19 protein-coding genes are annotated in these 22,730 nt (G+C 44.9%); 9 read left to right on the top strand and 10 right to left on the bottom strand.

The annotated features are described in order from the left end of the window. Positions 1-98: 98 nt before the first annotated feature. The 4 genes from ACFQ2J_RS12345 to ACFQ2J_RS12330 all read right to left on the bottom strand — a co-directional run bounded on the left by ACFQ2J_RS12345 (position 99) and on the right by ACFQ2J_RS12330 (position 4,408). Entirely contained in the window at positions 99-1,529 is a 1,431-nt protein-coding gene (locus tag ACFQ2J_RS12345; protein WP_386060750.1) for an alanine/glycine:cation symporter family protein, read from the bottom strand. A 267-nt stretch (positions 1,530-1,796) separates the two neighbouring features. Beyond that, positions 1,797-2,306, bottom strand: coding sequence for an acyl-CoA thioesterase (locus tag ACFQ2J_RS12340; protein WP_386060747.1), 510 nt, complete (start codon positions 2,304-2,306; stop codon positions 1,797-1,799). A gap of 63 nt (positions 2,307-2,369) precedes the next feature. Next, the gene (locus ACFQ2J_RS12335; protein ID WP_386060744.1) at positions 2,370-3,722 is read right to left on the bottom strand and encodes a sensor histidine kinase; all 1,353 of its coding nucleotides are present in this window, start codon (positions 3,720-3,722) and stop codon (positions 2,370-2,372) included. Then, on the bottom strand, positions 3,719-4,408 hold the full coding sequence (locus ACFQ2J_RS12330; protein ID WP_386060741.1) for a response regulator transcription factor: 690 nt from the start codon (positions 4,406-4,408) through the stop codon (positions 3,719-3,721). The genes ACFQ2J_RS12335 and ACFQ2J_RS12330 overlap by 4 nt, the downstream gene beginning before the upstream one ends. 184 nt (positions 4,409-4,592) lie before the next feature. Between ACFQ2J_RS12330 and ACFQ2J_RS12325 the strand changes: the two genes are divergently transcribed. Further along, positions 4,593-5,744, top strand: a complete 1,152-nt coding sequence (locus ACFQ2J_RS12325) for a S1C family serine protease (protein ID WP_386060738.1) — start codon at positions 4,593-4,595, stop codon at positions 5,742-5,744. A 324-nt stretch (positions 5,745-6,068) separates the two neighbouring features. Here the strand turns inward: ACFQ2J_RS12325 and cls are convergent, their stop codons facing one another. Beyond that, positions 6,069-7,511, bottom strand: a complete 1,443-nt coding sequence (gene cls, locus ACFQ2J_RS12320) for a cardiolipin synthase (protein WP_386060735.1) — start codon at positions 7,509-7,511, stop codon at positions 6,069-6,071. Between the two features lie 104 nt (positions 7,512-7,615). Then, entirely contained in the window at positions 7,616-8,152 is a 537-nt protein-coding gene (locus ACFQ2J_RS12315) for a transcription repressor NadR (protein WP_386060732.1), read from the bottom strand. Positions 8,153-8,538: 386 nt separating this feature from the next. On the opposite strand from ACFQ2J_RS12315, the gene ACFQ2J_RS12310 reads away from it, so the two are divergent. From ACFQ2J_RS12310 to opp4C, 5 genes are read left to right on the top strand one after another with little or no spacing between them, the layout of a single operon-like run. After that, positions 8,539-9,567 (top strand): ABC transporter ATP-binding protein, encoded by a 1,029-nt coding sequence (locus ACFQ2J_RS12310; RefSeq protein ID WP_386060729.1) that lies wholly within the window; start codon positions 8,539-8,541, stop codon positions 9,565-9,567. After that, positions 9,564-10,589 (top strand): ABC transporter ATP-binding protein, encoded by a 1,026-nt coding sequence (locus tag ACFQ2J_RS12305; protein ID WP_386060726.1) that lies wholly within the window; start codon positions 9,564-9,566, stop codon positions 10,587-10,589. The genes ACFQ2J_RS12310 and ACFQ2J_RS12305 overlap by 4 nt, the downstream gene beginning before the upstream one ends. Before the next feature lie 36 nt (positions 10,590-10,625). Continuing rightward, positions 10,626-12,398 (top strand): oligopeptide ABC transporter substrate-binding protein, encoded by a 1,773-nt coding sequence (gene opp4A / locus ACFQ2J_RS12300; protein ID WP_386060723.1) that lies wholly within the window; start codon positions 10,626-10,628, stop codon positions 12,396-12,398. 39 nt (positions 12,399-12,437) lie between these two features. Beyond that, the gene (opp4B, locus tag ACFQ2J_RS12295; RefSeq protein WP_386060720.1) at positions 12,438-13,403 is read left to right on the top strand and encodes an oligopeptide ABC transporter permease; all 966 of its coding nucleotides are present in this window, start codon (positions 12,438-12,440) and stop codon (positions 13,401-13,403) included. A gap of 10 nt (positions 13,404-13,413) precedes the next feature. Further along, the gene (gene opp4C, locus ACFQ2J_RS12290) at positions 13,414-14,322 is read left to right on the top strand and encodes an oligopeptide ABC transporter permease (protein WP_386060717.1); all 909 of its coding nucleotides are present in this window, start codon (positions 13,414-13,416) and stop codon (positions 14,320-14,322) included. A 44-nt stretch (positions 14,323-14,366) separates the two neighbouring features. Here opp4C and megL read toward each other — a convergent pair whose 3' ends face one another. Both megL and ACFQ2J_RS12280 read right to left on the bottom strand, forming a co-directional pair. Then, on the bottom strand, positions 14,367-15,584 hold the full coding sequence (megL, locus tag ACFQ2J_RS12285; RefSeq protein ID WP_386060714.1) for a methionine gamma-lyase: 1,218 nt from the start codon (positions 15,582-15,584) through the stop codon (positions 14,367-14,369). A gap of 177 nt (positions 15,585-15,761) precedes the next feature. Beyond that, the gene (locus ACFQ2J_RS12280) at positions 15,762-17,027 is read right to left on the bottom strand and encodes an EAL and HDOD domain-containing protein (protein WP_386060711.1); all 1,266 of its coding nucleotides are present in this window, start codon (positions 17,025-17,027) and stop codon (positions 15,762-15,764) included. Positions 17,028-17,196: 169 nt separating this feature from the next. On the opposite strand from ACFQ2J_RS12280, the gene ACFQ2J_RS12275 reads away from it, so the two are divergent. The 3 genes from ACFQ2J_RS12275 to ACFQ2J_RS12265 all read left to right on the top strand — a co-directional run bounded on the left by ACFQ2J_RS12275 (position 17,197) and on the right by ACFQ2J_RS12265 (position 20,966). After that, positions 17,197-18,726, top strand: coding sequence for an FAD-dependent oxidoreductase (locus tag ACFQ2J_RS12275; RefSeq protein ID WP_386060708.1), 1,530 nt, complete (start codon positions 17,197-17,199; stop codon positions 18,724-18,726). A 135-nt stretch (positions 18,727-18,861) separates the two neighbouring features. Next, positions 18,862-19,761: an EamA family transporter RarD gene (gene rarD, locus ACFQ2J_RS12270; RefSeq protein WP_386060705.1), complete on the top strand. Its 900-nt coding sequence runs from the start codon at positions 18,862-18,864 to the stop codon at positions 19,759-19,761. Between the two features lie 272 nt (positions 19,762-20,033). Further along, entirely contained in the window at positions 20,034-20,966 is a 933-nt protein-coding gene (locus ACFQ2J_RS12265; protein ID WP_386060702.1) for a sensor domain-containing diguanylate cyclase, read from the top strand. 35 nt (positions 20,967-21,001) lie between these two features. Here ACFQ2J_RS12265 and ACFQ2J_RS12260 read toward each other — a convergent pair whose 3' ends face one another. Together ACFQ2J_RS12260 and ACFQ2J_RS12255 are read right to left on the bottom strand one after the other, a co-directional pair. After that, positions 21,002-21,457, bottom strand: a complete 456-nt coding sequence (locus ACFQ2J_RS12260) for a hypothetical protein (RefSeq protein ID WP_386060699.1) — start codon at positions 21,455-21,457, stop codon at positions 21,002-21,004. Between the two features lies 1 nt (position 21,458). After that, complete coding sequence (locus tag ACFQ2J_RS12255; RefSeq protein ID WP_386060696.1) at positions 21,459-22,676, bottom strand: NAD(P)/FAD-dependent oxidoreductase; 1,218 nt, start codon at positions 22,674-22,676, stop codon at positions 21,459-21,461. Positions 22,677-22,730 lie beyond the last annotated feature (54 nt).

Genomic DNA, 22,730 nt, shown 5'->3' with positions numbered 1-22,730 from the left:
CATTCCTATCCTTGATTGTGAACCTTCTTCAGTGTATCAAAAAAACCTCAAATCCGCCTAATGATAGCGGATTTGAGGTTGCGTATCTCTTTTATTCCTTAACTGTCTTCCTTCATGGATGTCTGGTCTCTTCTCCAGTATTCCATTCCCTCTACACCCGGCAGATGGTCCTGATAGAATTCTGGATCCTTGCCGGCTTTTTTCTGCTTGCTATAGTCTTTCATCGTTAAATAAGCGACTTTGGACAATCTGGTGATGGCATACAAGTTGATCAATGCCATGATTCCCATCGTCAGATCGGCCAGTGCCCATACAAGGTTGAACTGAGCAACTGCTCCGAAGATGACCATCAATAGTACTGCAATACGATAGATGGCTAGTCCTGATTTCGTACTCTTAATGAATTCAAGGTTTGTTTCACCATAATAGTAGTTTCCAATAATGGAACTGAATGCGAATAGGAAAATCGCTACAGCAATGAAAATCACTGCCCATTCACCAAGCTGTGCTTCAAATGCTGTCTGAGTCAGCTGGATTCCATCCATATCGCCGTTATTGATCCATTCTCCAGAAGAGATGATGATCAATGCTGTCGCACTACAAATCAGAAGTGTATCGGTGAATACACCAAGCGTCTGGATCAATCCCTGTTTTACCGGGTGGGTGACCTCTGAAGTTGCAGCCGCGTTCGGCGCACTACCCATACCAGCTTCGTTGGAGAACAACCCACGCTTGATCCCCATCATGATGGCAGCACCAAACGTACCACCTGCAGCCTGATTAAAGCCGAATGCATTCTGGAAGATCATTCCGAAGATTTCCGGAAGTGCTCCAAAATTCAATGACAGAATATAACCCGCAAGAATGATATAGAAAATTGCCATGATCGGAATGATATACTGAGTCACTTCCGCAATACGTTTCAGGCCTCCAAAGATGACCAGGGCGACGATGACGGTAAGAATCGCAGCCATCACCCATTTGTCTGTATCAAACGACTTCTCAAAAGCCAATCGGATCGTATTAGACTGTACAGAACTGAAAACAAGACCATAGGTGAAAATGATCGTAATCGCAAACGCGATACCCAGTTTGCGGTTTTTCAGGCCTTTTTCCATGTAGTAGGCCGGTCCACCACGGTACTGATTCTTTTCAGGAATTTTATATACCTGCGCCAATGTACTTTCGATAAAGCTTGTAGCACCACCTACAAGTGCCACGATCCACATCCAGAATACCGCACCCGGTCCACCGATTGCGATTGCTGATGCAACACCAGCAAGGTTACCAGTACCGACACGGGACGCTGTACTGATTGTGAATGCCTGGAATGGTGATGTACCTTTCCTGCCTTCCGCGGTAATCGCCCTTTTATCGAACAGGACGCGAAACATTTCAGGAATATACCTGAATTGAACGAAACGCGTCTGTATGGAGAACCACAGCCCCAATCCAATCAGGACGGCGATCAGTATGTAGCCCCACATCGCGTCATTAAGGTACCCGAGAATATTTTCTAAGAAACCCATTTTCTAACCCCTCTCCAACTTTGATTACTTCATCTTTTTGTAAATAATTACTATTTACTTTACCTATTTCGATTTGGGTTAAACGTTAATTTATCTTACAAAAAGTGGGAGCACGGTGAACAGTGCATCACCCGTTCATTAATCGACTAAAAAATAGTTTAATTTTTATTACAAATCTGGTCAAATGAAAAAATTTACATCCTAAGGATCAAACGTTGTAAACACATTAAAAAAACGCCTGGATGTCCACCCAGACGTTCTCGCTTATTACCAAGGAAGTCCCGTTCCAAATTTTTCTGCAAGCTCCTTGGATTCCTTCCTTCTTTCCTTCCGGCGTTCATGTCGTTTAGCCGCTCCTGCATGCAGCCACTTTTCTTCCTCTGACTCAGGAACCACAGACGGCACAGGTGTCGGCTTGTTGTTTTCATCTACTGCAACCATCGACAAAAATGCAGTCGTACACACTTTCCTCTCTCCGGTCATCAAGTTTTCTGTGATTGCCTTTACGAAAATTTCCATTGAAGTTTTGTGGGTCCATGTCACAAAAGCCTCAAGGCAAATCGCATTCCCTTCATATACTGGTTCAAGAAAGTCGACGGAGTCCGTAGATGCCGTAACAACCGCTTTTCTGCAGTGGCGGGTAGCTGCGATTGCTGCTACGTCATCGATGTATGCCATCAGCCTTCCACCGAATAATGTTCCATGGCTGTTGGTATCTGGCGGTAACACATGTGAATTTTTTACTGCGAGTGAATCGATGCATCGTTTTGCTTCCATTGCGCTCTCTCCTCGTCTATCTGTTATCATTCTATCCCTATCATACCACGAACCAAGCGTTGCCTATTCATCTTGAGTTTCACGTACAGGTACTGGCATCCGAATCGTAAATATTGCACCAGTATGATTGGTTCGGTTCGCTGCGTGGATACTGCCCCCACTTCGCTCAATGATCGCACGCGAGATGGCAAGGCCAAGTCCTGTTTCCCCTTCTTTACCTTTGATGAAACGTTGGAATAACTGAGGAAGCAGCTGTTCAGAAATACCTTCGCCATCATCTTCTATTCGGATCACATAATTCTGATCCTCAATCTCAGAAGACACGGTCACCTGATGATGCGCATGCCTGACCGCATTTCCGATGATATTGATCAACGCCTGCAGCACTTTTTCCGGATCGATGTAAAGCTTGCAGGATTCTAAGTATTCCTGCAAAACGATCCCTTTTTCGTTGGCTAATGGAAACAACCTGTCCTTCGCTTGCCTTATCATTTCCTTCGCTTCCACGTTCTCCGGATGATAGATATTTTCGTTGCTATCAAGCTTTGCTAACAGGATCATTTCATTGACGATTTTCTTCAAACGCTCGGTTTCATTGATCATTACCTTCAAGCCTTTTTCAGCACTCTCACCCGTAAACACCCCATCCTTAATCCCTTCCGCGTATCCTTGGATCGACATGAGCGGCGTCTTCAATTCATGGGATGCGTTTTGGAAAAACAGCTTTTGAGAGCGGATATATTTGTCGAGTTCCTCAGCCATTTGTCTTACTCCGCGCTCTACATCCTTTATTTCACCAGTGGCATTCACAGCTTGCAAGTCACTGAACTGCCTGCGTTCGATCTTTTTCAGTTCATGCTTCAACCGGGTCAATGGCGTAACCAGTCGTTTTGTAAAGAAGTAGCTGATAATGATAGCAATGATCAGACCGATCAATAGCACTGCTACCATTCGCATGGCAAACATCGTTTGTATTGCCTGCAGGTCATCCAGCGGGGTAGCGAGCACAAGTACGACACCGTTGTTCTGTGGAGTGAAGTCGATATTATGGACGACATAGCTCTCTCCATCACTTTCCCACATGTCTTCTTCATGTAATTCCTCATCATAACGATTCGCCCAATCAGCAGTAGTTGCTGCCGGAAGTGTCGAGAACAGGATTTCCCGCTTTTGGCGGTCGAACATCAACAGGCGCAGATCACTGTCCTGTACGAGCTGCTGCAGCTGAGAAATCCGCAGCGGATCATTCGGTTCATTCAATAACTCGATCAACAGATCCCCTTTGTCCTCCAGTTGTCTTTGTTCATCTGCAATCAGCGTATTCAATAGTAAGGAATATAAAAAGAATGCAGTAATGCTCATGACAATAACGATCAATAATGTAAAAGCTGTGTTCAGTTGATGCAGCAGCTTCATGATGAACGTTCCTCTTTTTTCAGACGATAGCCGTGTCCCCACACGGTTTCGAGTGGCAAATCAGGCAGTTTCTTTCTCAATCGTTTCACTAAGTCATCAACAGCTCGATCGCTTCCGAAATAGTCCTCTCCCCATACCCTCATCAACAATTCCTCACGTGAAAATGCGCGATTCGGCTGACGAACAAGGATTTGCAGCATATCGAATTCTTTCGTGGTCGTCTCTATTTCTTCTCCCTTCCAGTGGACGAGGCGATCATCGAGGTGAAGGGCCAACTTGCCTGATTCCATGGTAGAGTCTTCACTCTGAATCGGTTGGAGTGCTTCCAGCCGTTTTAATTGACGTTTTACCCGGGCAATCAATTCTCGCGGGCTGAAAGGCTTGGTCAGGTAATCATCCCCACCAAGTTCCAGCCCAAGTATCTTGTCCACCTCATCGTCTTTTGCGGAAATGATGATGATGGGCACCTGTGACGTCTGACGAACCTGTTTGCAAAATTCATAGCCATCCATCCCTGGGAGCATAAGATCCAGCACCCAAAGATCAGGCGGAGATTGCTCAAACAGATCCCAAGCCTCCTCTGCACTTTCCATCACTTTGACTTCATAGCCTTCCCGTTTCAAGTAAGCATCTACAATATCCTGTATGTTCGGATCATCTTCTACAACCGCAACGGTATGATTCATACGAAGCACTCCTTTATCAGTTCCGTCTCTTGTAAACATTGTATCCGATTCTTTCCTACTTTCCTTCTATTCCACACTTTTTCCACATTTAGACCAAAATCATGCCATAACCGGTTCCTATAATGATAATTGAACGAAGCGAACAAAGTCATTCATTGATAAATCATGAAGGGGGCATTGATCTATGTTCGAACAAGAAAAAAATGAACAGCAGACAAAAAGAGTGAAGAAGCGTTCCCGATTTGCCTATGGAGTGTTCGGTGCGATCACAGCCGCATTCCTTATCACAGGGCTTTTTCAATGGAAGGGTATCAGTGTAGACATCAATGTTGGTGAACCAACCGCACAGGCGGATGAACTGAACCTCGGTAAAGATAAAGAAGCAGTAACCCAGGCAATCGAGAAAGCTTCTGATGCTGTCGTCGGAATTTCAAATGTTAAGGGAAATGGAGATATGGCTCAAAAAGCCGGCACAGGTTCCGGGGTCATCTATAAGAAAGATGATGGAAAAGCATATGTAGTGACCAACCATCACGTCATCCAAGGCGCTGATCAACTTGAAGTGATCATGCATGATGGTGAAAAGGTCAGTGCATCATTGAAAGGCAGTGACCCAATGACGGACCTAGCCGTTTTACAAATAGATGGCAAGCATGTCGAGAGCGTTGCTGACCTCGCAGAAGAAGACGTCGAGGTAGGTCAAACAGCCATTGCCATCGGTAACCCTCTCGGCATGGAATTCGCCGGATCCGCTACACAGGGTATCATCAGCGGACTGAACCGAAACATTCCAATCGATATCAATAAAGATGGTCAGCCGGATTGGCAGACGGAAGTCATTCAGACAGATGCAGCCATCAACCCTGGTAACAGCGGTGGCGCTTTAGTGAATATGGATGGAGAAGTGATTGGAATCAACTCGATGAAAATTGCGAAAGAGGAAGTCGAAGGTATCGGTTTTTCCATTCCAATGAATGTTGCGAAGCCGGTAATTGAGGACTTGGAAACAGAAGGGGAAGTGAAACGGCCATACATGGGGGTTTCGCTGAAAGATGTCAGTCAGATTCCTGCCGAATACTTGCAGCAGCGCCTTCAGTTACCTGCAGATGTCCAGCAAGGGGTCATCGTAGGACAGGTTGCACCAGACTCCCCTGCACAGGAAGCTGGCCTTCAGCAGTATGACGTCATCACAGAGGTCGACGGTGAAAAAGTAGCGAATTTGCTGGAGCTTCGCCATTATCTCTATGATGAAACGAAGGCGAACGAAGAAGTTGAACTGACAGTCTATAGAAATGGTGAACAAACAGAGACGACGTTAAAATTAGCAGCTAAATAGATAAGCAAGATTGATGAATAGTATGGAAATGTATATAGTTTAGGGGCGTCACGGAAGGACTCGCTTTCGTGACGCCCCTTGCTGTATTAAAGGATTGTTAGAAAATGGGTCGTTTGGCTAGTTATTGGTAAGTGGTCTGGGAAACGGCGAGACTTCCGTGGGAAAAGAAACTAGGCAAGATCCCGCAGGGCTGAAAGCCCGAGGAAGCTTGCCGGTTTCCCCACAGAAAAGCGAGTCGTTTCCCAGACCACCCCTCTCCCAACAATAACGGCCTGTATATAATTAAAACCAGCACCCTTAGTACAGGTGCTGGTTTTTTATTGCTTATAAAATTGGAGAAAGCAGCCTGGAAATCGATTCTTTGAACCGGATCCATTTGGAACGCTTCTGATACAGCTTCCAAGTAAGCTGGGTCGATTCAGCAGTATCTTCATCAAACCGCTCTGCAAGCTCCCTTGATATATCAGGTTCATATAGGAAAGCGTTGACCTCAAAGTTCAGCCTGAAGCTCCGAACATCAATATTCGCCGTTCCTACTGACGCGATTTTACCATCGACAACAATCGTTTTGGCATGCAGGAAGCCTTTCTGATAGATATAAATGGTGGCTCCCGCCTTCAATAAGTCCCCTACATTACTATAAGTGGCCCAATACACAAATGGGTGATCGGGTTTATTCGGAATCATCAGCCGCACATCCACACCGGATAAGACCGCAATTCTCAATGCATCGAGCAGGCTGTCATCCGGAATGAAATATGGTGTCTGGATGTAAATGTATTCTTTTGCCGACAAAATCATCTTTATATACCCATGCTTGATCTGTTCCCACTCTGAGTCCGGACCGCTCGAAACGATTTGCATCGCTGCGTTACCCACTGGTTCTGACTTGTAGTATCGATCTTCATATTGGATGTCTCTTCTCGATGCATGGTTCCAGTCAAGGATGAAGCGGGTCTGCATATTATGGACAGCCCCTCCTTCCACCCTTAAATGAGTGTCCCGCCAATAACCGAATCGTTTATTGAATCCCAAGTATTCATCACCAATATTAAATCCGCCGATATAGCCGATACGTCCATCGATGATGACCAGCTTACGGTGATTACGATAGTTGATTTTAAGGTTCAATTTAGGGATTAAAGGTGGGAAGAAAGATTCTACTTCGCCCCCTGCATCCTTGATCTTTTTAATATAACGACGCTTCAATGATCTGGAACCCATATCGTCATAAAGAACGCGGACGTGGACACCTTCATCGATTTTCTTGATTAATGCTTCTGCCAACCGCTCTCCCAATTGGTCGTCACGAATGATGTAATAGAGCAGATGGATGTGATCTGTCGCACGTTCGATATCTTCCATCAGGGCATGGAACTTCTTTTGTCCATCTGTATATAACTCCACCCGATTATCCTGCGTCAGCAATGCATCATTATTTTTCAAATGCATATAGACAAGATCATCATATTCGTCGAGATCGGGATGTCGCAGCCTTAGAGAATCCTCTTCAATCGACCTCAATTGTTCCTGGACCGCTGTAAGAAGGCCTAGCCTGCTTTTTTTATCCCATGTGAAAATCTGTTTGCTGCTCAGGCGTTTCCCGAAAATCAAATAAAAGATGAATCCAGCAACCGGGATGAACAACAATACCATCAGCCATGCCCAAGTGGCACTGGCGTCTCTCCTCTCGAGAAAAATGATGGCAAACGCGAGCAAGAAGTTGATGACAAGCACAACGGTCAATAAATTTGGGATGATACTCATAGAGCCTCAACCTTCCTGAATGTAACATCTGACAATACCATAGCATACCTTCTATTCCATCTAAGAATTCTAATTTAAATTATTAGTACTAACTTATGTGGGAATCAGGATTGTAGAAGGATACCTTTTTCCTCCAACGCTTCGAGCGCTTCCTGAATCGCCCCTTCATTATCTGCAGCAATGGTATGAAGGTGGATGCCCCCTGTCAACTCCAAAAGAAATGCAGCACTAGTTGCACGGATCTCCTCCATGAACTTTTTCACATCCCGGCGATTCGCTATTCTTAGAGAAGCCATCAAATCTCCATACACAGGGTGTTCCACCGTAACATCCTTAACAAACACGCCATGATCCACCAGTATATTCAACTCGATTTCGGATTCCTCAGGAAGATGCTTGCACGCAATCGTTCGCTCAATAGCGAAGCTGTCTGTTTGATCTGACATGAACAGATAACCTTGGCTAGTTGCTACAATTGGTAGATTTTTAGCCTTCAGTAGAGAGACATCCCCCACGATCACTTGACGGGAAACATCCAGCATTTCCGCAAGGTCGCTACCCTTGATCGGCTCTCTGCTATGTTTCAATAAGTTCAATATACGCTCTCTTCTTTCTGAAGACTTTACACTTCGTTGATCCATGTCCATGCCCCTTTCCTAATCCTATTGACTGTCCATTATTTTACCATAATTGTGTGGCTACGATTAAACTTCCAACAAATATATATGTACGTGAAACAATATTTCAGATAATTTAAATAAAAATCCTTCTATTTTCTTATGATCGGGTCAAAACCCCCCTTGAATTTCCACCATCATTCCCTTGTCGACATTCCAAAGTGCAGTAATGTCGCTTTTTATCGAATGTTGCAGATTCATTGTATATTCCTTTCAATTTCAGTTAAAGTTTCCCTTTTTCGTAAACAAAATGTAAAAAAAGGATTGATTCTACCCCCCCATTGTTATATCATGTTCCACAAATAGTTTAAATTTGCATAATTTATTGAATATTTAGACAGGGGTGTCTTATGAGTCACTATACAGATTTTCAGTCCCAGCCATCGTTACTCGAAGTGAAGAACTTGGAAACCGCTTTTGAAATTGATGGAGAATGGCACAATGCCGTGGATAATGTCAGTTTCAGCGTCAAGCCTAAACAGGTAATGGGTGTTGTCGGAGAATCCGGATGTGGAAAAAGCGTCATGTCCCTCTCGATCATGCAGCTTTTACCAAAAAACATAGGGAAAATCAGGAATGGTCAAATCCTCTATGATGGAAAATCTTTAGAAAAATTGACAGATAAAGAAATGAACAAGGTTCGAGGAAAAGATGTTGCAATGATTTTCCAGGAACCGATGACATCCTTAAACCCCGTATTCACCATAGGATTCCAATTAACTGAAGCTATACATAATCATTTCAAAGTTTCCAAGAAGGAAGCTAGAAAAAAAGTAATTGATCTACTTAATAAAGTTGGCATCTCCCGCCCAGAGAAGGTGGTGGATGAATATCCGCACCAGCTTTCCGGCGGTATGCGCCAACGTGTCATGATTGCTATGGCCATTGCTTGTGAGCCTAGGGTTCTGATCGCCGATGAACCTACCACTGCATTGGATGTAACGGTCCAGGCTCAAATCCTCGAGCTATTGCAGGATCTACAAGAGACCAATGATATGTCAATCATCCTGATCACACATGATCTAGGAGTCGTTGCAGAGACATGTCATGAAGTCATCGTCATGTATGCCGGTGAAGTCGTAGAACAGACAGACGTCATCTCCCTGTTCGAAAAACCTCTTCATCCGTATACAGAATTACTGATGAAGTCCATTCCTCGGATGGACCGCGAAGAAAAAAACCTAGCTTCCATCGATGGGATTGTTCCATCTTTGAAGAACATGCCCCGTCAAGGGTGTAAGTTCGTAGACAGATGTCCTAAAGCCATGGAGGAATGCAGAACGGTCACCCCAGGTTTGGGAGAAGAGATTCCTGGTCATTCGGTGCGTTGCCTACTCTATGAATCAAGCCGGACTCAAAATGAGGTGACTGCCAAATGAATAATGTATTGGACGCGACACAGACACATGAAACTACATCTTCCAAAACGAATCAGGAAACACTCCTCAAGGTCAGTAATCTGAAAACCTACTACCCTGTCAAAGGTGGATTTTTCAAACGAACAGTGGGACATGTTAAAGCTGTCGACGGAGTCAGCTTTGAACTGAAAAAAGGAGAAACTCTCGGACTTGTAGGAGAATCCGGGTGTGGAAAATCCACAGCCGGACGTACCATTTTGAGGCTTTTGAATCCTACTGATGGGGAAATCAATTTTGATGGTGAAGATATTACGAAGCTACGAGGAAACCGATTAAGGGAAAAGCGCAAAGATTTCCAAATGGTTTTCCAGGACCCTTACGCATCATTGAACCCGATGCAGATGGTCGGAGATATCATTTCTGAACCGATCAAAAACTACTACCCTCGTAAAAAGAAAAAGGAAATCAAAGCAGAAGTCATGGAGCTGTTGAAACGTGTGGGCCTCCCTGACGACGCCTATACGAAATATGCGCATGAATTTTCCGGTGGACAGCGTCAGCGGATCGGAATCGCCCGCGCATTGGCATTGAAACCGAAGCTGATTATCGCTGATGAACCCGTATCTGCACTGGATGTATCGGTGCAATCACAGGTACTGAATCTTCTGAATGAACTGCAGGATGATTTCGACCTGACCTACTTGTTCATCGCCCACGACTTGAGCGTGGTCAAACATATGAGCGACCGGATTGGGATCATGTATCTCGGTCACATTGTAGAAATCGCTGATAAGAATACGATTTACAAAGAACCTCTCCACCCGTACACGCAAGCATTGATCTCCGCTGTTCCTGAACCTGATCCAAGGAGGAAAAAAGAGCGGATCGTACTTGAAGGCGATGTACCAAGTCCTGAAAATCCACCATCCGGATGTCCGTTCCATACGCGCTGTCCGATGGCTGTGGATAAATGTTCCACCATCAAACCAGAATTGAAGGAGGTGAGATCAGGCCACCACGTAGCGTGCATTCTGGTTGATTAAGCAAGCTATTCCAATAATTTTACAGGGGGTAAACACATGCGTAACAAGAAGTTCTTATGGCTGGCAGCAATGATGCTGATCCTGACAATGTTCCTTGCTGCTTGTAATGGCAGCGATGACGCAAATGCTACTGACGATGAGGAAAAAACGGAGGATACTGGTGACACCGGCGACAGCGGTGAAGACACTGGCGACGAAGGTTCTGACGAAGAGGCAGAAGGAGAGCCTCAGCAAGGCGGTACGTTGACGTATGCTTTGGATGCTGCTCCTGAAGGTCTCTTCCACTGGAACTGGTATGGTATCGTTACCGATGCTGAAGTTCTTGGTCTTTTCGATGATAACTTGATCACGTTCGATGAGGAATTGAAGCCTCAGCCAAACATCGCTTCCTGGGAAACAGAAGATAATAAAGTCTTCACATTCACCTTCAAAGAAGGAGTCATGTGGCACAACGGTGATGAACTTGTTGTCGATGACTGGATCTTCTCTCTAGAAACGCTTGCACACCCGGATTATGATGGTCCACGTTATTCTAACGTTCAGACAATCGAAGGTGCAGAAGCATACCGCAATGGTGAAGCTGATTCCATCTCCGGTATCGAGAAAGTCAGTGATTATGAAGTAAAAATCACATTTGACAAAGCTCGCGTAAACAACCTGTTGAACCTTTGGACATACCCGATGAACCGTACAGAGTTCGAAGGTATCGAAGTTGCTGACATGGAAGGTTCCGATCCTGTCCGTCGTGACATGGTAGGTACTGGTCCTTTCAAAGTCAACAAAGTGGTTCCAGGCGAATCCGTTGAATTGGTTGCTAACGAAAATTACTGGCAAGGTAAACCTAATTTGGACAAAATCATCGTCAAAGTCATCGACAGCACAGCTGTAACTGGTGCACTTGAAAATGAAGATGTCGATATCGTAGCTGTCCACCCTACCATCGGTAAAGACGTTGAAGCGATGGAGAATGTTGAACTACGTACAGCTCCTGGTCTTTCCTACTACTATGTAGGCTTCAAGCTAGGTAAATTCGATAACGAAGCGAAAGAAGTTACAGAACAGAAAGACAAGTATGCTGACAAACAATTGCGTCAGGCAATGATGTATTCCATCAACCGTCAGGAATGGATCGATGCATTCTTTGGTGGATACGGAAAAGTTGTCAACCGTCCTGTACCTACAGCACACTGGATTGCTGCGGATAACAGTGAGCTGAACACATACGAGTATGACCCTGAAAAAGCGAAAGAACTTCTTGATGAAGCAGGTTACGTAGATACGAACGATGACGGTTTCCGTGAAGATCCGAATGGAGACGAGTTCGTCGTAAACTTTGCACACTATGCAACTGGAAACCCTACGTTCGAGTCCCGTGCGAAAGCATTGACTCAGTATTGGGAAGAAGTTGGCCTGAAATCTACACTTGAAATGATCGAAGTCAACCAGTACTATGACATGATCGAAAAAGATCACGAAGACATGGAAGCATTCTTCGGTGGTTGGGGCTATGGTGCTGACCCAGATCCATCTGCACTATGGAAATCCGACCAGCTTTGGAACTACCCTCGCTGGGTGAATGAAGAAAGTGATCAGCTTCTTGACGATGCACTTGATGTGGAAGTTGTCGGAACTGACCAGGAGAAACGTAAAGACCTTTACGTCGAATGGCAGAAAATCGTTAACGAAGAACTTCCTATGCTATTCATCACCGAGCTTGATGAAATCTATGGTGTGAACAAGCGCGTAGGCGGCCTGACTCTGGATGTATCCGGAATGAACAGCCCGCATGAATGGTTCGTAACTGAGTAAGATTCTTTAGGAAAATAACAGATAAGGAGCATAAACATCATGTTAAAGTACACGTTACGTCGAATACTAGGCATGATCCCGATGCTTCTCCTTATTTCCATCGTAGTGTTCACCCTGGCATTAGCTATGCCAGGGGATCCCTTCGGTGGGGAAATTGATCCTAACAATACTGACCCTGAGTACATAGAACAAAAAAGGGAAGAAGCTGGTCTGAATGATCCGGTACTAGTTCAGTATGGAAGATGGATTACGAATTTTGTCCAAGGAGACTTCGGTGAATCTACCCGATATAAAATGGAAGTATCCGCTCTGATCGCAGAGAAAATGCCGAATACGCTTTTCCTGGGAATCACTTCCCTTGTCATAACATACATTCTCGCATTTGCGATGGGTATGTACGCTGGTAGAAAGCCTTACACTGCAGCAGACAACCTGATCGGGGGAATCAACTACCTTGGCTTGGCAGTCCCTTCCTACATCGCCGGTGTATTTGCAATCTATTTCTTTGCATTTCAGCTGGACTGGTTCCCATTCAGTGGTTCAGTGGATATTCAAGTGGAGAATGGTACATTTGAATATTACTTAAGCAGATTACACCATGTATTCCTGCCTGCCATCGTCCTTGGAGCACTTGGAACAGCCAGCTACACTCAGTTCCTTCGTAATGACATCATCGAAAGCAGCAGGAAGGATTACGTACGTACAGCACGCGCAAAAGGAACACCTGAATCAAAAATCTACAACAAACATATCCTCAGGAATTCGATCATTCCATTGATCACTTTCTTAGGTTTTGACATCGTGACGCTGATCAGTGGAGCGATCATTACAGAAGCGATATTCACCTACCCTGGAATCGGCATGCTGTTCTTGGATTCGATCAATACGCGTGATTACCCTGTAATGATGACACTGACAATGATGTTCTCCTTCCTGGTATTATTCGGGAACATGATAGCTGACTTGTTGTATGGAATCGTCGATCCAAGAATTCGTGTAGATTAGGAGGGTGATCATGGCAGAACTACTTGAAAATCCACAGATGAAAAAAATGAGAAGACCGAAATCAATGTCTCCGTGGGCAGTCGCCCGCAGGAAGTTCGTCCGAAATAAACTGGCGATGGTCAGCCTCTTCTTCTTGTTGACCATATCCATCTTATCTTTCCTTGCACCATATATTACGACTGCAGACATCTCTCGGGTAAACATCGGTCAAATGTCCCTGGAGCCAACCTCCGAGCACTGGTTTGGAACGGATAAGAGTGGTCGTGACGTCTGGACCAGACTCTTATATGGTGGAAGAGTTTCTTTATTGGTTGGTATTTCGTGTACATTTTTAATTATCATGTTCGGAACACTTATTGGAGCCCTTGCCGGCTTCTATGGTGGTTTCGTAGACAATGCATTGATGCGTTTCACCGATTTCATTTTGAACTTCCCATTGCTGGTATTCGTTATCGTATTGAATGCTGTATTCTTCGGGAAGCTTGGTGGGGTATCGGTTCTGATTGCCGTCATCAGTGTGCTTGGCTGGGGTGGTGTCGCACGTCTGGTGCGAAGTAAAATTCTGGCAGAAAAAGAGAATGAATACATCCTGGCGGCTACATCGATCGGTTCAAGGCCTACAAAGGTAATTCTTAAGCATTTGATTCCTAACGTCCTCTCTACCATCATCGTACAGGCGACGCTCACCTTCGCTGCGATGATTGTTGTAGAATCAGGATTAAGTTACTTAGGATTTGGTGTACCAGCGGAAACTCCAAGCTGGGGGAACATGCTCTCTGCATCAAGAGAAGCGGATGTACTCCAGAACATGCCTTGGATCTGGGTGCCTCCAGCACTCACGTTGACCATCACCATCCTTTCAATCAACTTCATCGGTGAAGGAATCAAAGATGCCTTGAATCCAAAATCCTTAAGGTAATTAGGAAAGCACAGAGCTTAGTATGCTCTGTGCTTTTTAATGGATTACTTTTCTATTGGTATTTCCTTTGATGTTTTACTTCCGATAAAGCTCAGCGCTTGTTCTAAGTCTTGCCAGATGTCTTCCCATGCTTCCAGCCCTACCGATAGACGGATCAACTGATCAGTGATCCCCATCTCTCTCCTCTTCTGTTCGGGTACAACCGTATGCGTCATTGTTGCAGGGTGTTGGATGAGGGATTCTGCATCTCCCAGGCTGACGGCGATTTTGATCATCTTCAAGGCGTTCATCATTTTCTGGGCATCTTCTTTCGTTCCCTCAAGCTCGAACGCAAGCACCCCTCCCCCTGCTTTCATCTGTGTGACCATCAATGCGTAATCTTCATGTGTCACATCACCGGGGTAATAGACGCTCTTGACTATCGGATGCGCGTTCAACCTTTCGGACATCATCATCGCATTATGGCAGTGGCGTTCCATACGGACTGGTAATGTCTTCAACCCCCTCAACAGCAGCCATGCATCAAATGGCGCCATTACCCCTCCTATATCTTTCTGTGTCGTGACAGCCACCTGTTTCATGAATGCTTCTTTTCCAACGACAAGCCCGCCGATGACATCTCCATGTCCACATAAATATTTCGTAGCACTATGAATGACAACATCACAACCATATTCTATTGGTCGCTGCAAATAAGGAGAAGAAAATGTGTTATCAACCACAACTGGTATGCCGTATGATTTGGCGACCCTGGACACAAGTTCCAGGTCGATCAGCTTCATCGTAGGATTGATCGGTGTTTCAATATAAATACAGGTAGTGTTCGGCTGAATCTTACTTTTCAGCTCCTCTTCTGTCTCCATAAGGCTGAAATCACTTGAAATCGCATATTTTTCCTTCATCATGGATAGCAGTCCGAATGTACACCCATATAGACCTTGAGAACATAGGATGTGATCGCCTGCCTTCGTCAAAGCAACGAGCACAGCTGAAACAGCAGCCATCCCTGATCCGAAGGCAAGTCCCATTTCAGCACCTTCCAGAACCGCAACCCTTTGCTCCAGCGCCTTTACTGTAGGGTTACCTAAACGGGAGTAAATGTAGCCTTCTTCGTCTCCCGCAAACCGCCTCTCCCCCTGCTCAGCTGAATCAAAAGTGAACGTGGATGTTTGGAAAATCGGTGTACTCAAACTACCGAGGTGATCTTTGGAATCATAGCCTGCATGGATCACTTCTGTTTCAAAATGCTTGCTTCTGCTCATCTTGTCTCCCCCTATCGATTGTTATCTCTGCCTATTCCTATCATATGTGATAACCGCCCTTTATGAAAGCGTTTACATTATGATTGTGATAGGTCTAATGAAGGATTTATCTTTAGGGAGACGCGTTAATCCAGTGGTATTTGATACAAAAAAATACACACCTCGAAAGGAGATGTGTCAGCCTGCATGATTTTCTTCCACTTGAGTAAAGAAATCTTTATAAAGAGAATCTGTCCATTTGATCGATTGCTCATAAATGTTAAAAATATCACTTGCAGACAGTTCAAATGCCTGTATTTTTTCTTCCATCACTCCGAACTCTGCCCGCTCAATGCTAATCACTAAGTCAAGTACCTTTCGATGTCTGTTCTCTTCTGCAAGTAACGCACGTTTAATTTGATTTTCCAGAGGCAGCTGCTCCAGGATGCCATTCAAGGGCCTGCCCATAATGACATCGACCATGGATAATAATCCAGTCAGAAAATAGCCATCCACTCGTTCAGGAAGCCTCAGCTTCTCTGCAATCAATTCACACATTTTTGCCCGTTGAAAACTGATCTTCAATATTTCCTTGGAACCGATCGTCCCCATTTTTGCAAAATCATCCATCGACAACAGATACAGCCACTTTTTCAGTGCGTCTGTTCCAAGTAGCATAATGGCCTGCTTGATGGAATGGATGTCCACCTTCAAGTTGAACGTGGAGGAATTGATCAGTCGCAGCAGTTTGAATGTCAGTGATAAATCCCTTTTGAATATGTCTGCAACTTCGTCGATGTTAATCGTTTCACTGGTCATCGACAACTCTTTCAGCAGCTGCAAATATGTAAAATTATATAAAGGGATGTCATAGGAGGATACGATGTGCGGTTTACTATAGAAGAACCCTTGGAAGAAGTTCACCCCTTCCACCAGCAACTGCTGGTGCTCTTCCCGCGTTTCCACCTTTTCCGCCAAAACCTGTATGTTATATTTCTCAGCCAGACGGATGATTTCTTTACGCTCTTCTATCGACGTCTGTCTGATATCCATTTTGATGATATCAATATATTCCACCATCTCCATCACACGATCATGATCGGCCGCAACCACATCATCCAAAGCGATGCGATACCCTTTACTCTTCAGTTCTTTACAAGCTGCAATCACTTCAGGGGTCGGATTGACATCTTCCAGTATCTCCACAATAAGCTTCTCAGGAGGAAAATCCAATGGCAGGCCATCCAGAAGCAGCTGTTCTGTAAAATTGACGAAACAAGGCTTGTTTTCGGAAAGGTGCTTCAATCCAATATTTACAAAACTATTGATCAATACTTCCTTCGTTGCCTGATCAGCATCCACATGGGTAAACTTGTTCACTTTACTGTTCCGATAAAGCAATTCGTACCCGAAAACCCCTTCATTCCGGTTCGAAATCGGCTGTCTTGCAACAAATACCTCCATTAATTCCCCTCCCCCACCGTAGTATTTTATTCCTACGGTCTATTATACTATCTACTTCGCTATTTGTTAATGTATTTCCATCAATATTCAAGAATTATTGACCTTTTTTTACATGTTTTTCATAATACGGCAAAACCTATTGGAAGCAATCTAATGAGGAGGAAATCAAATGACATTCGAATGGGAACACCCTGAACCGATTTGGCGCGTAGATACGGATCTCCCTTCTTTTCCAACATTGGAGGAAGATATCGAGTGTGATGTCGCCATCATCGGAGGGGGAATTACAGGAATTACAACTGCATACCTGCTTGCTGAAGCTGATTTGGACGTCGTCCTTCTGGAAGGCAGTAAGCTCCTGAACGGAACGACTGGTCATACGACTGCCAAGGTTACTGCACAGCATGACTTGATTTTCGATGAATTGATTCAGCATTTCGGAGAAGAGAAAGCGCAGGCTTACTATCGTTCCAACCAGGAAGCCGTACAGTTTATCAAGCGAATCGTTGATGAGAACAAGCTTGAATGTAATTTTGAAACAGAGGACGCCTGCGTTTATTCCACAACTGATAAATACGCAAAGAAACTCCAAAAAGAATACGAAGCATATCAGAAGCTCGGAATCCCGTGTGAATATGCCGATACGATTCCATATGATTCTACTGTGAAGAATGCACTTTATATGAAGGATCAGGCTCAATTCCACCCTCTTAAATACTTACTTCATTTACTGAACAGGTTTACAGAAGCTGGCGGCAGGGTGTATGAACAGACTGTTGCAAGCGACGTAGAAAAAGGCAAAGTAGCCACGGTTCGCACACGGGATAACAAAGCGATCACATGCAACCACGTCGTTGCAGCCTCCCATTTTCCGTTTTACGATGGCATGGGCTTTTATTTTTCCCGGTTACATGCTGAACGCTCGTACGCAATCGCGATCAAACCCGAGAAAGAGTTTCCTGGCGGGATGTACTTATCGGTTGATCAGCCAACACGTTCGGTCAGAAGCCTGGATTTCAATGGAGAAACCGTTTTGATTGTTGGTGGAGAAAGTCATCGTACCGGAGAAGGCACAGATACAACGTTCCATTACAATGCGTTGGCAGAGTACGCCGCAGAAACCTTTGGAATCAAAGAAAAGCTTTATCAATGGTCTGCTCAGGACCTGTTCACGATCGATAAGGTACCATACATCGGTAAAATCACTCGTAACAAAGAGAATATCTATGTAGCAACCGGATATAAAAAATGGGGAATGACTACGGGGACGTTAGCAGCGCAGCTTCTTACCGACCTTATCACCAATAAGGACAATCCTTATGCTGCCTTGTACACTCCTTCCCGATTCCAGGCAGACCCTAGCTTGAAGCACTTCATCTCAAGCAACTTCAATGTTGCCGCTCATCTGATGGAAGGAAAGCTAGAGCTAGTCGGCACCCGGCCTGAAGCATTGAAAAAAGGCGAAGGTGCGATTGTCCAGATGAACAGCAAACGCGCCGGCGCTTACAAAGACGAAGATGGTAAGCTCCATGTTGTGGACACAACCTGCACCCATATGGGCTGTGAAGTAGAATGGAACAGCGCCGAACATTCTTGGGACTGTCCATGCCACGGATCGCGCTTCGACATTGATGGAAATGTCATGGAAGGCCCTGCCGACAAACCGCTCCAGACATTCCCGATGGAGGATAAAGCTTAAAACTGCCGTTGATTCGGCAGTTTTTTCTATTGGAGAGCCCCCTCCCATTCTCTATTTTTGTAAACAAATCCTTTGCTTTAGTCCGATAAAATCCAGTATAGTGTGGAAGTAATAATCGGAGAGGATCAGATTTACATGTGGGATGATAATAAATTAGGAATTGTATATACTGCCGGGGCATATATACTATGGGGATTTCTTCCAGTCTACTGGAAATTGATCCAACAAGTTCCCGCCATGGAAATCCTCGCACACCGTATCGTGTGGTCATTCATTTTCATGATCGGAATTGTTCTGGTGATCAGAAAATGGTCCCCCTTCAAACAGGAATGCAGGCGGATATTGAAGAATAAGAAAAATTTCATCGGCATCACATTTGCATCGATTGCAATCAGTATCAATTGGCTCACCTACATCTATGCCGTGAACACCGACCACGTCGTTGAAGCGAGCCTCGGGTACTACATCAATCCACTTGTCAGCATTTTATTAGGGATGATTTTCCTGCAGGAACGCTTCAACCGTGCTCAATGGATCGCATTCATCCTTGCAGGTGCAGGTGTTCTTTATATGACAATGGAATTCGGTTCTGTTCCTTGGCTGGCGCTATTATTGGCATTCAGCTTCGGAACCTATGGACTTCTGAAAAAAATCGTCTCGCTGAATGCTATTTTCGGATTGACGATTGAAACACTGCTCATTACTCCAGTGGCACTGATTTTCCTGACTTTTCAAGGGACAGCAATGCATACGGAAGCGAGTGTTGGGACGGTACTCCTGCTGTTAGGCGCTGGGGTTGTCACCGCCGTACCTTTGTTGTTGTTTTCCAGTGGTGCTAAGCGGATACCACTTTCAATGGTAGGCTTTTTGCAGTATTTCGCCCCGACGATCATGCTAATCATCGGTGTATTCTTTTACAATGAGCCGTTCACCCAGGTGCACGTTGTTTCATTTGCCTTGATTTGGGCAGGACTCGTCGTTTTCACTTTCGCCAGGATGAAGCGGTTGAAGAAATATGAAGCAAAAGCTAGTTAAGCCTGAGGCTGGAGTGCCTCAGGCTTTTTTGCTGGAATTGGGGGGGTTCGCTCATAAATTTCGGTTTGCGCTCACAAATCTCGGATTTCGCCCATAAATTCCAGATTCCGCTCATAAATCTCAAATTCCGCCCATAAACCACTGAATTTCGCTCATAACCTGAACAACGCCCCCTCCGCTAATAAATTTCTATATAAATGGTCAGAATTAACAATTTATTTCTAATGTTTATGGTAGTATACAGATATTCCAAGTAAAGTGAGGCCGTACGAATGATTTGGGTGATTTTTTTACAAGGTATTTTGATCCTCGCACTTCTTGTCGCGGTGATCCGATTTTATCAAGGATTTCGTTTCTATCAATTTCATAAAAACCTCTCTCCCGATCTTACCTACCGCTTGCAGATTACCCCTACGGTCAAGTTCAAATACATAAGCAAAGCGTCGCATTATATCACCGGCAGCACAGTGAAAGAGAACAAAGAGAATCCGTTTCTTCCGCTGAATACGGTCAGTGATCGTCACAGAAAAAAGATTCAGGATCTATATGAAGGAAGGATTGGCGGAGCTACTACGATGGAAGTGTCCTTCAAAAAGTCGAATGGGGATGCTATCTACTGGCTTGAGCAGCATGTCATCCCCTATTACGACTGGCAAGGACGCTTGAAGGGTTACAACGGGATAGCAAGGGATATTACAGAAAAGAAAGCACTTGAACAGCAGTTGCTCTGGGTCAGCAGGCATGACCAGCTAACCGGAGTGTTCAATCGCAATTATTTAGAGGAAACACTAAGGGAACCTGACAAGCTCAGCTATCCGATGACCGTCCTCTATTGTGACTTTGATAATATGAAGACGATCAATGATGAATACGGTCACGACCAGGGTGATTACATCCTGCAGACATTTACACAGTTACTGAAGAAAAAGCTTCCGCCATCCTCCTCGATTTTCCGTTACGGCGGAGATGAATTCGTCATCTTTATCGAAGACGCTTATGGATCGATTGAAATCAATCACCTGATGAATGAAATAAGGCAGCCCATTTCATCCATCAAAGTGAAAAGGCATAGCCTTACTGTATCAATCGGATACTCCACCATCACGGATGCTTCTGAGTTGTCCGCTGCCATCAAACAAGCAGATGAAGCGATGTACCGCGATAAACGGAAAAGACAATTATACGGGGACTTGCTCCCTACATGACGAAAGAGGATGTCCGACTCGACATCCTCTTTCGTCTACATTTGTTCCGCTTCCACGATTTCATCAAGAATCGGATAAGCTGCTTCAATTCCTTTTTCCGTCACAAGACAGGCAACTCCCAATGGTGTTTCCCAAAAAGAATCCGGGATGACCGGATTTTTCAAGGCTGCTGGTTGGAATAGCGCACGATAAATACGGTTCAAGTGCATTTCATCGGCCTGTGGGTCCCGCTTCCGCTCTCCTCTAGCCTGAAGGAATACGTGACGCATCGCCTGGAAGACGTTATCACCGGGCATGAATGTATATTCCTTGAAGAACTGCAGCTTCTTTTCTACTTCTTCTTTCAACCCGTTATTTGCCTGCAGATCATCAAGATGACGATAGAGGTGGTTATACACCTGCTTGAATACTCGCCGCTTTTCTTCCTGCATGACTTTATCGGTGTAAATCCCCTGAAACTTTTCATAAGCGGATTCTGGCGTCCATTCCATTTCATTGTCCACCTTTCAAGAATGAATTACTTTCCATGCGTACGGATTCCCATAGTATCGGACTTCCCTTTGCCTTTTCTCTCAGTACCTGGGGCAGATGGGATACGAGCTTGCTCCATACAATCGGATTCGCAGCCATCGCATCAAAGTAAGCATGTTCTTCCTCTGTCCAAGCTCTCAAACCGCGAATATAATCCACTGTCAATTCGTAAGCAGGCAGGATCGCTTCATCCCTTTTCTGATGGAACACCTCCATTGCATCGCTCCACTTTGTCCCTTCATCCCTCGCCTCAATTGCATCCGATAATAAGAATGCCTGCATGAATGCATCATTGATGCCTAAACCAGTGCTTGGATCTTTACTGTGGGCAGCATCGCCGATCAACGCCCAACCCTTTCCGTAAGGCTTCCTGATAAAATTCTCCACCCCGGGGCTCCCTACAATTCTGCCTTCAAGCTCGGAATTCCTCAGCCGCTTATCCATCCGATAGAGTTGTTGATAATGGCTTTCGAATTCACGTTCCGGATCTGCAGCGAACCGCTTGAACTCATCCTGGTGTATTTCGAGTCCTAAGCAATATCTACCCGGTTCCATTGGAAAAAGAAACCCGATTCGTCCGTTCTGTAAAAAGATCTCGGTCGCTGTTTCCTCAAGTGGATCTATGCCTTGATAATAGCCGTAAAAAACCGGTCGCACAGCTTTTTCAGAGAGATAGGTTTCAGCATTGACCCATGTCGCTACTTTCGATCGCATGCCATCTGCGCCAACAATCAGTTCCCCGGAAACCTCTTCAAATCCTGGGGCATTTGTTTTGACGCCAGTAACGCGATCATTCTCCCATTTCAATCCTTGCACAATCGTTCCTTCCAACAGATGGACATTGTCGTATCCAGTAGCATGCTTGATCAGTACATGATCCAGGTAATCACGCTTAGGAATGATCGTGTAATCTGTTCTTGGTCCTTCTATGAAACTATTTCCTACGTATGTGCGCATCCTCGTAATCTTCCGATACCCTCTAGCCTCCACATCCTCAAGCACGCCAAGCTTGTCCAAATACCTGACATGAGACATGTGGTGGGTAGAGAGGGTGTCACTAGGGAATGTCGCTTTATCGATCATCAACACTCGCTTCCCCTGCCTGCCCAGCAGGATGCCAAGGCTTGCGCCAGCTGCGCGTGCACCGATGATGATTACATCATAGCTTTTCTGTCTCATCCAATCCCTCCGCCAATTATGTAAAACAACTATATCATACTACCAGCGTGCTTT

This window comes from Thalassobacillus hwangdonensis, assembly GCF_042675915.1.
Taxonomy (GTDB): domain Bacteria; phylum Bacillota; class Bacilli; order Bacillales; family Halobacillaceae; genus Thalassobacillus_A; species Thalassobacillus_A hwangdonensis.
This window is presented reverse-complemented; position numbering and strand designations above follow the sequence as displayed.

What these genes read in the sequence shown, in the direction of transcription:
- ACFQ2J_RS12345 (WP_386060750.1), bottom strand. Translation starts at nt 1,529, where the DNA reads ATGGGTTTCTTAGAAAATATTCTCGGGTACCTTAATGACGCGATGTGG.
- ACFQ2J_RS12340 (WP_386060747.1), bottom strand. Translation starts at nt 2,306, where the DNA reads ATGGAAGCAAAACGATGCATCGATTCACTCGCAGTAAAAAATTCACAT.
- ACFQ2J_RS12335 (WP_386060744.1), bottom strand. Translation starts at nt 3,722, where the DNA reads ATGAAGCTGCTGCATCAACTGAACACAGCTTTTACATTATTGATCGTT.
- ACFQ2J_RS12330 (WP_386060741.1), bottom strand. Translation starts at nt 4,408, where the DNA reads ATGAATCATACCGTTGCGGTTGTAGAAGATGATCCGAACATACAGGAT.
- ACFQ2J_RS12325 (WP_386060738.1), top strand. Translation starts at nt 4,593, where the DNA reads ATGTTCGAACAAGAAAAAAATGAACAGCAGACAAAAAGAGTGAAGAAG.
- cls (WP_386060735.1), bottom strand. Translation starts at nt 7,511, where the DNA reads ATGAGTATCATCCCAAATTTATTGACCGTTGTGCTTGTCATCAACTTC.
- ACFQ2J_RS12315 (WP_386060732.1), bottom strand. Translation starts at nt 8,152, where the DNA reads ATGGATCAACGAAGTGTAAAGTCTTCAGAAAGAAGAGAGCGTATATTG.
- ACFQ2J_RS12310 (WP_386060729.1), top strand. Translation starts at nt 8,539, where the DNA reads ATGAGTCACTATACAGATTTTCAGTCCCAGCCATCGTTACTCGAAGTG.
- ACFQ2J_RS12305 (WP_386060726.1), top strand. Translation starts at nt 9,564, where the DNA reads ATGAATAATGTATTGGACGCGACACAGACACATGAAACTACATCTTCC.
- opp4A (WP_386060723.1), top strand. Translation starts at nt 10,626, where the DNA reads ATGCGTAACAAGAAGTTCTTATGGCTGGCAGCAATGATGCTGATCCTG.
- opp4B (WP_386060720.1), top strand. Translation starts at nt 12,438, where the DNA reads ATGTTAAAGTACACGTTACGTCGAATACTAGGCATGATCCCGATGCTT.
- opp4C (WP_386060717.1), top strand. Translation starts at nt 13,414, where the DNA reads ATGGCAGAACTACTTGAAAATCCACAGATGAAAAAAATGAGAAGACCG.
- megL (WP_386060714.1), bottom strand. Translation starts at nt 15,584, where the DNA reads ATGAGCAGAAGCAAGCATTTTGAAACAGAAGTGATCCATGCAGGCTAT.
- ACFQ2J_RS12280 (WP_386060711.1), bottom strand. Translation starts at nt 17,027, where the DNA reads ATGGAGGTATTTGTTGCAAGACAGCCGATTTCGAACCGGAATGAAGGG.
- ACFQ2J_RS12275 (WP_386060708.1), top strand. Translation starts at nt 17,197, where the DNA reads ATGACATTCGAATGGGAACACCCTGAACCGATTTGGCGCGTAGATACG.
- rarD (WP_386060705.1), top strand. Translation starts at nt 18,862, where the DNA reads ATGTGGGATGATAATAAATTAGGAATTGTATATACTGCCGGGGCATAT.
- ACFQ2J_RS12265 (WP_386060702.1), top strand. Translation starts at nt 20,034, where the DNA reads ATGATTTGGGTGATTTTTTTACAAGGTATTTTGATCCTCGCACTTCTT.
- ACFQ2J_RS12260 (WP_386060699.1), bottom strand. Translation starts at nt 21,457, where the DNA reads ATGGAATGGACGCCAGAATCCGCTTATGAAAAGTTTCAGGGGATTTAC.
- ACFQ2J_RS12255 (WP_386060696.1), bottom strand. Translation starts at nt 22,676, where the DNA reads ATGAGACAGAAAAGCTATGATGTAATCATCATCGGTGCACGCGCAGCT.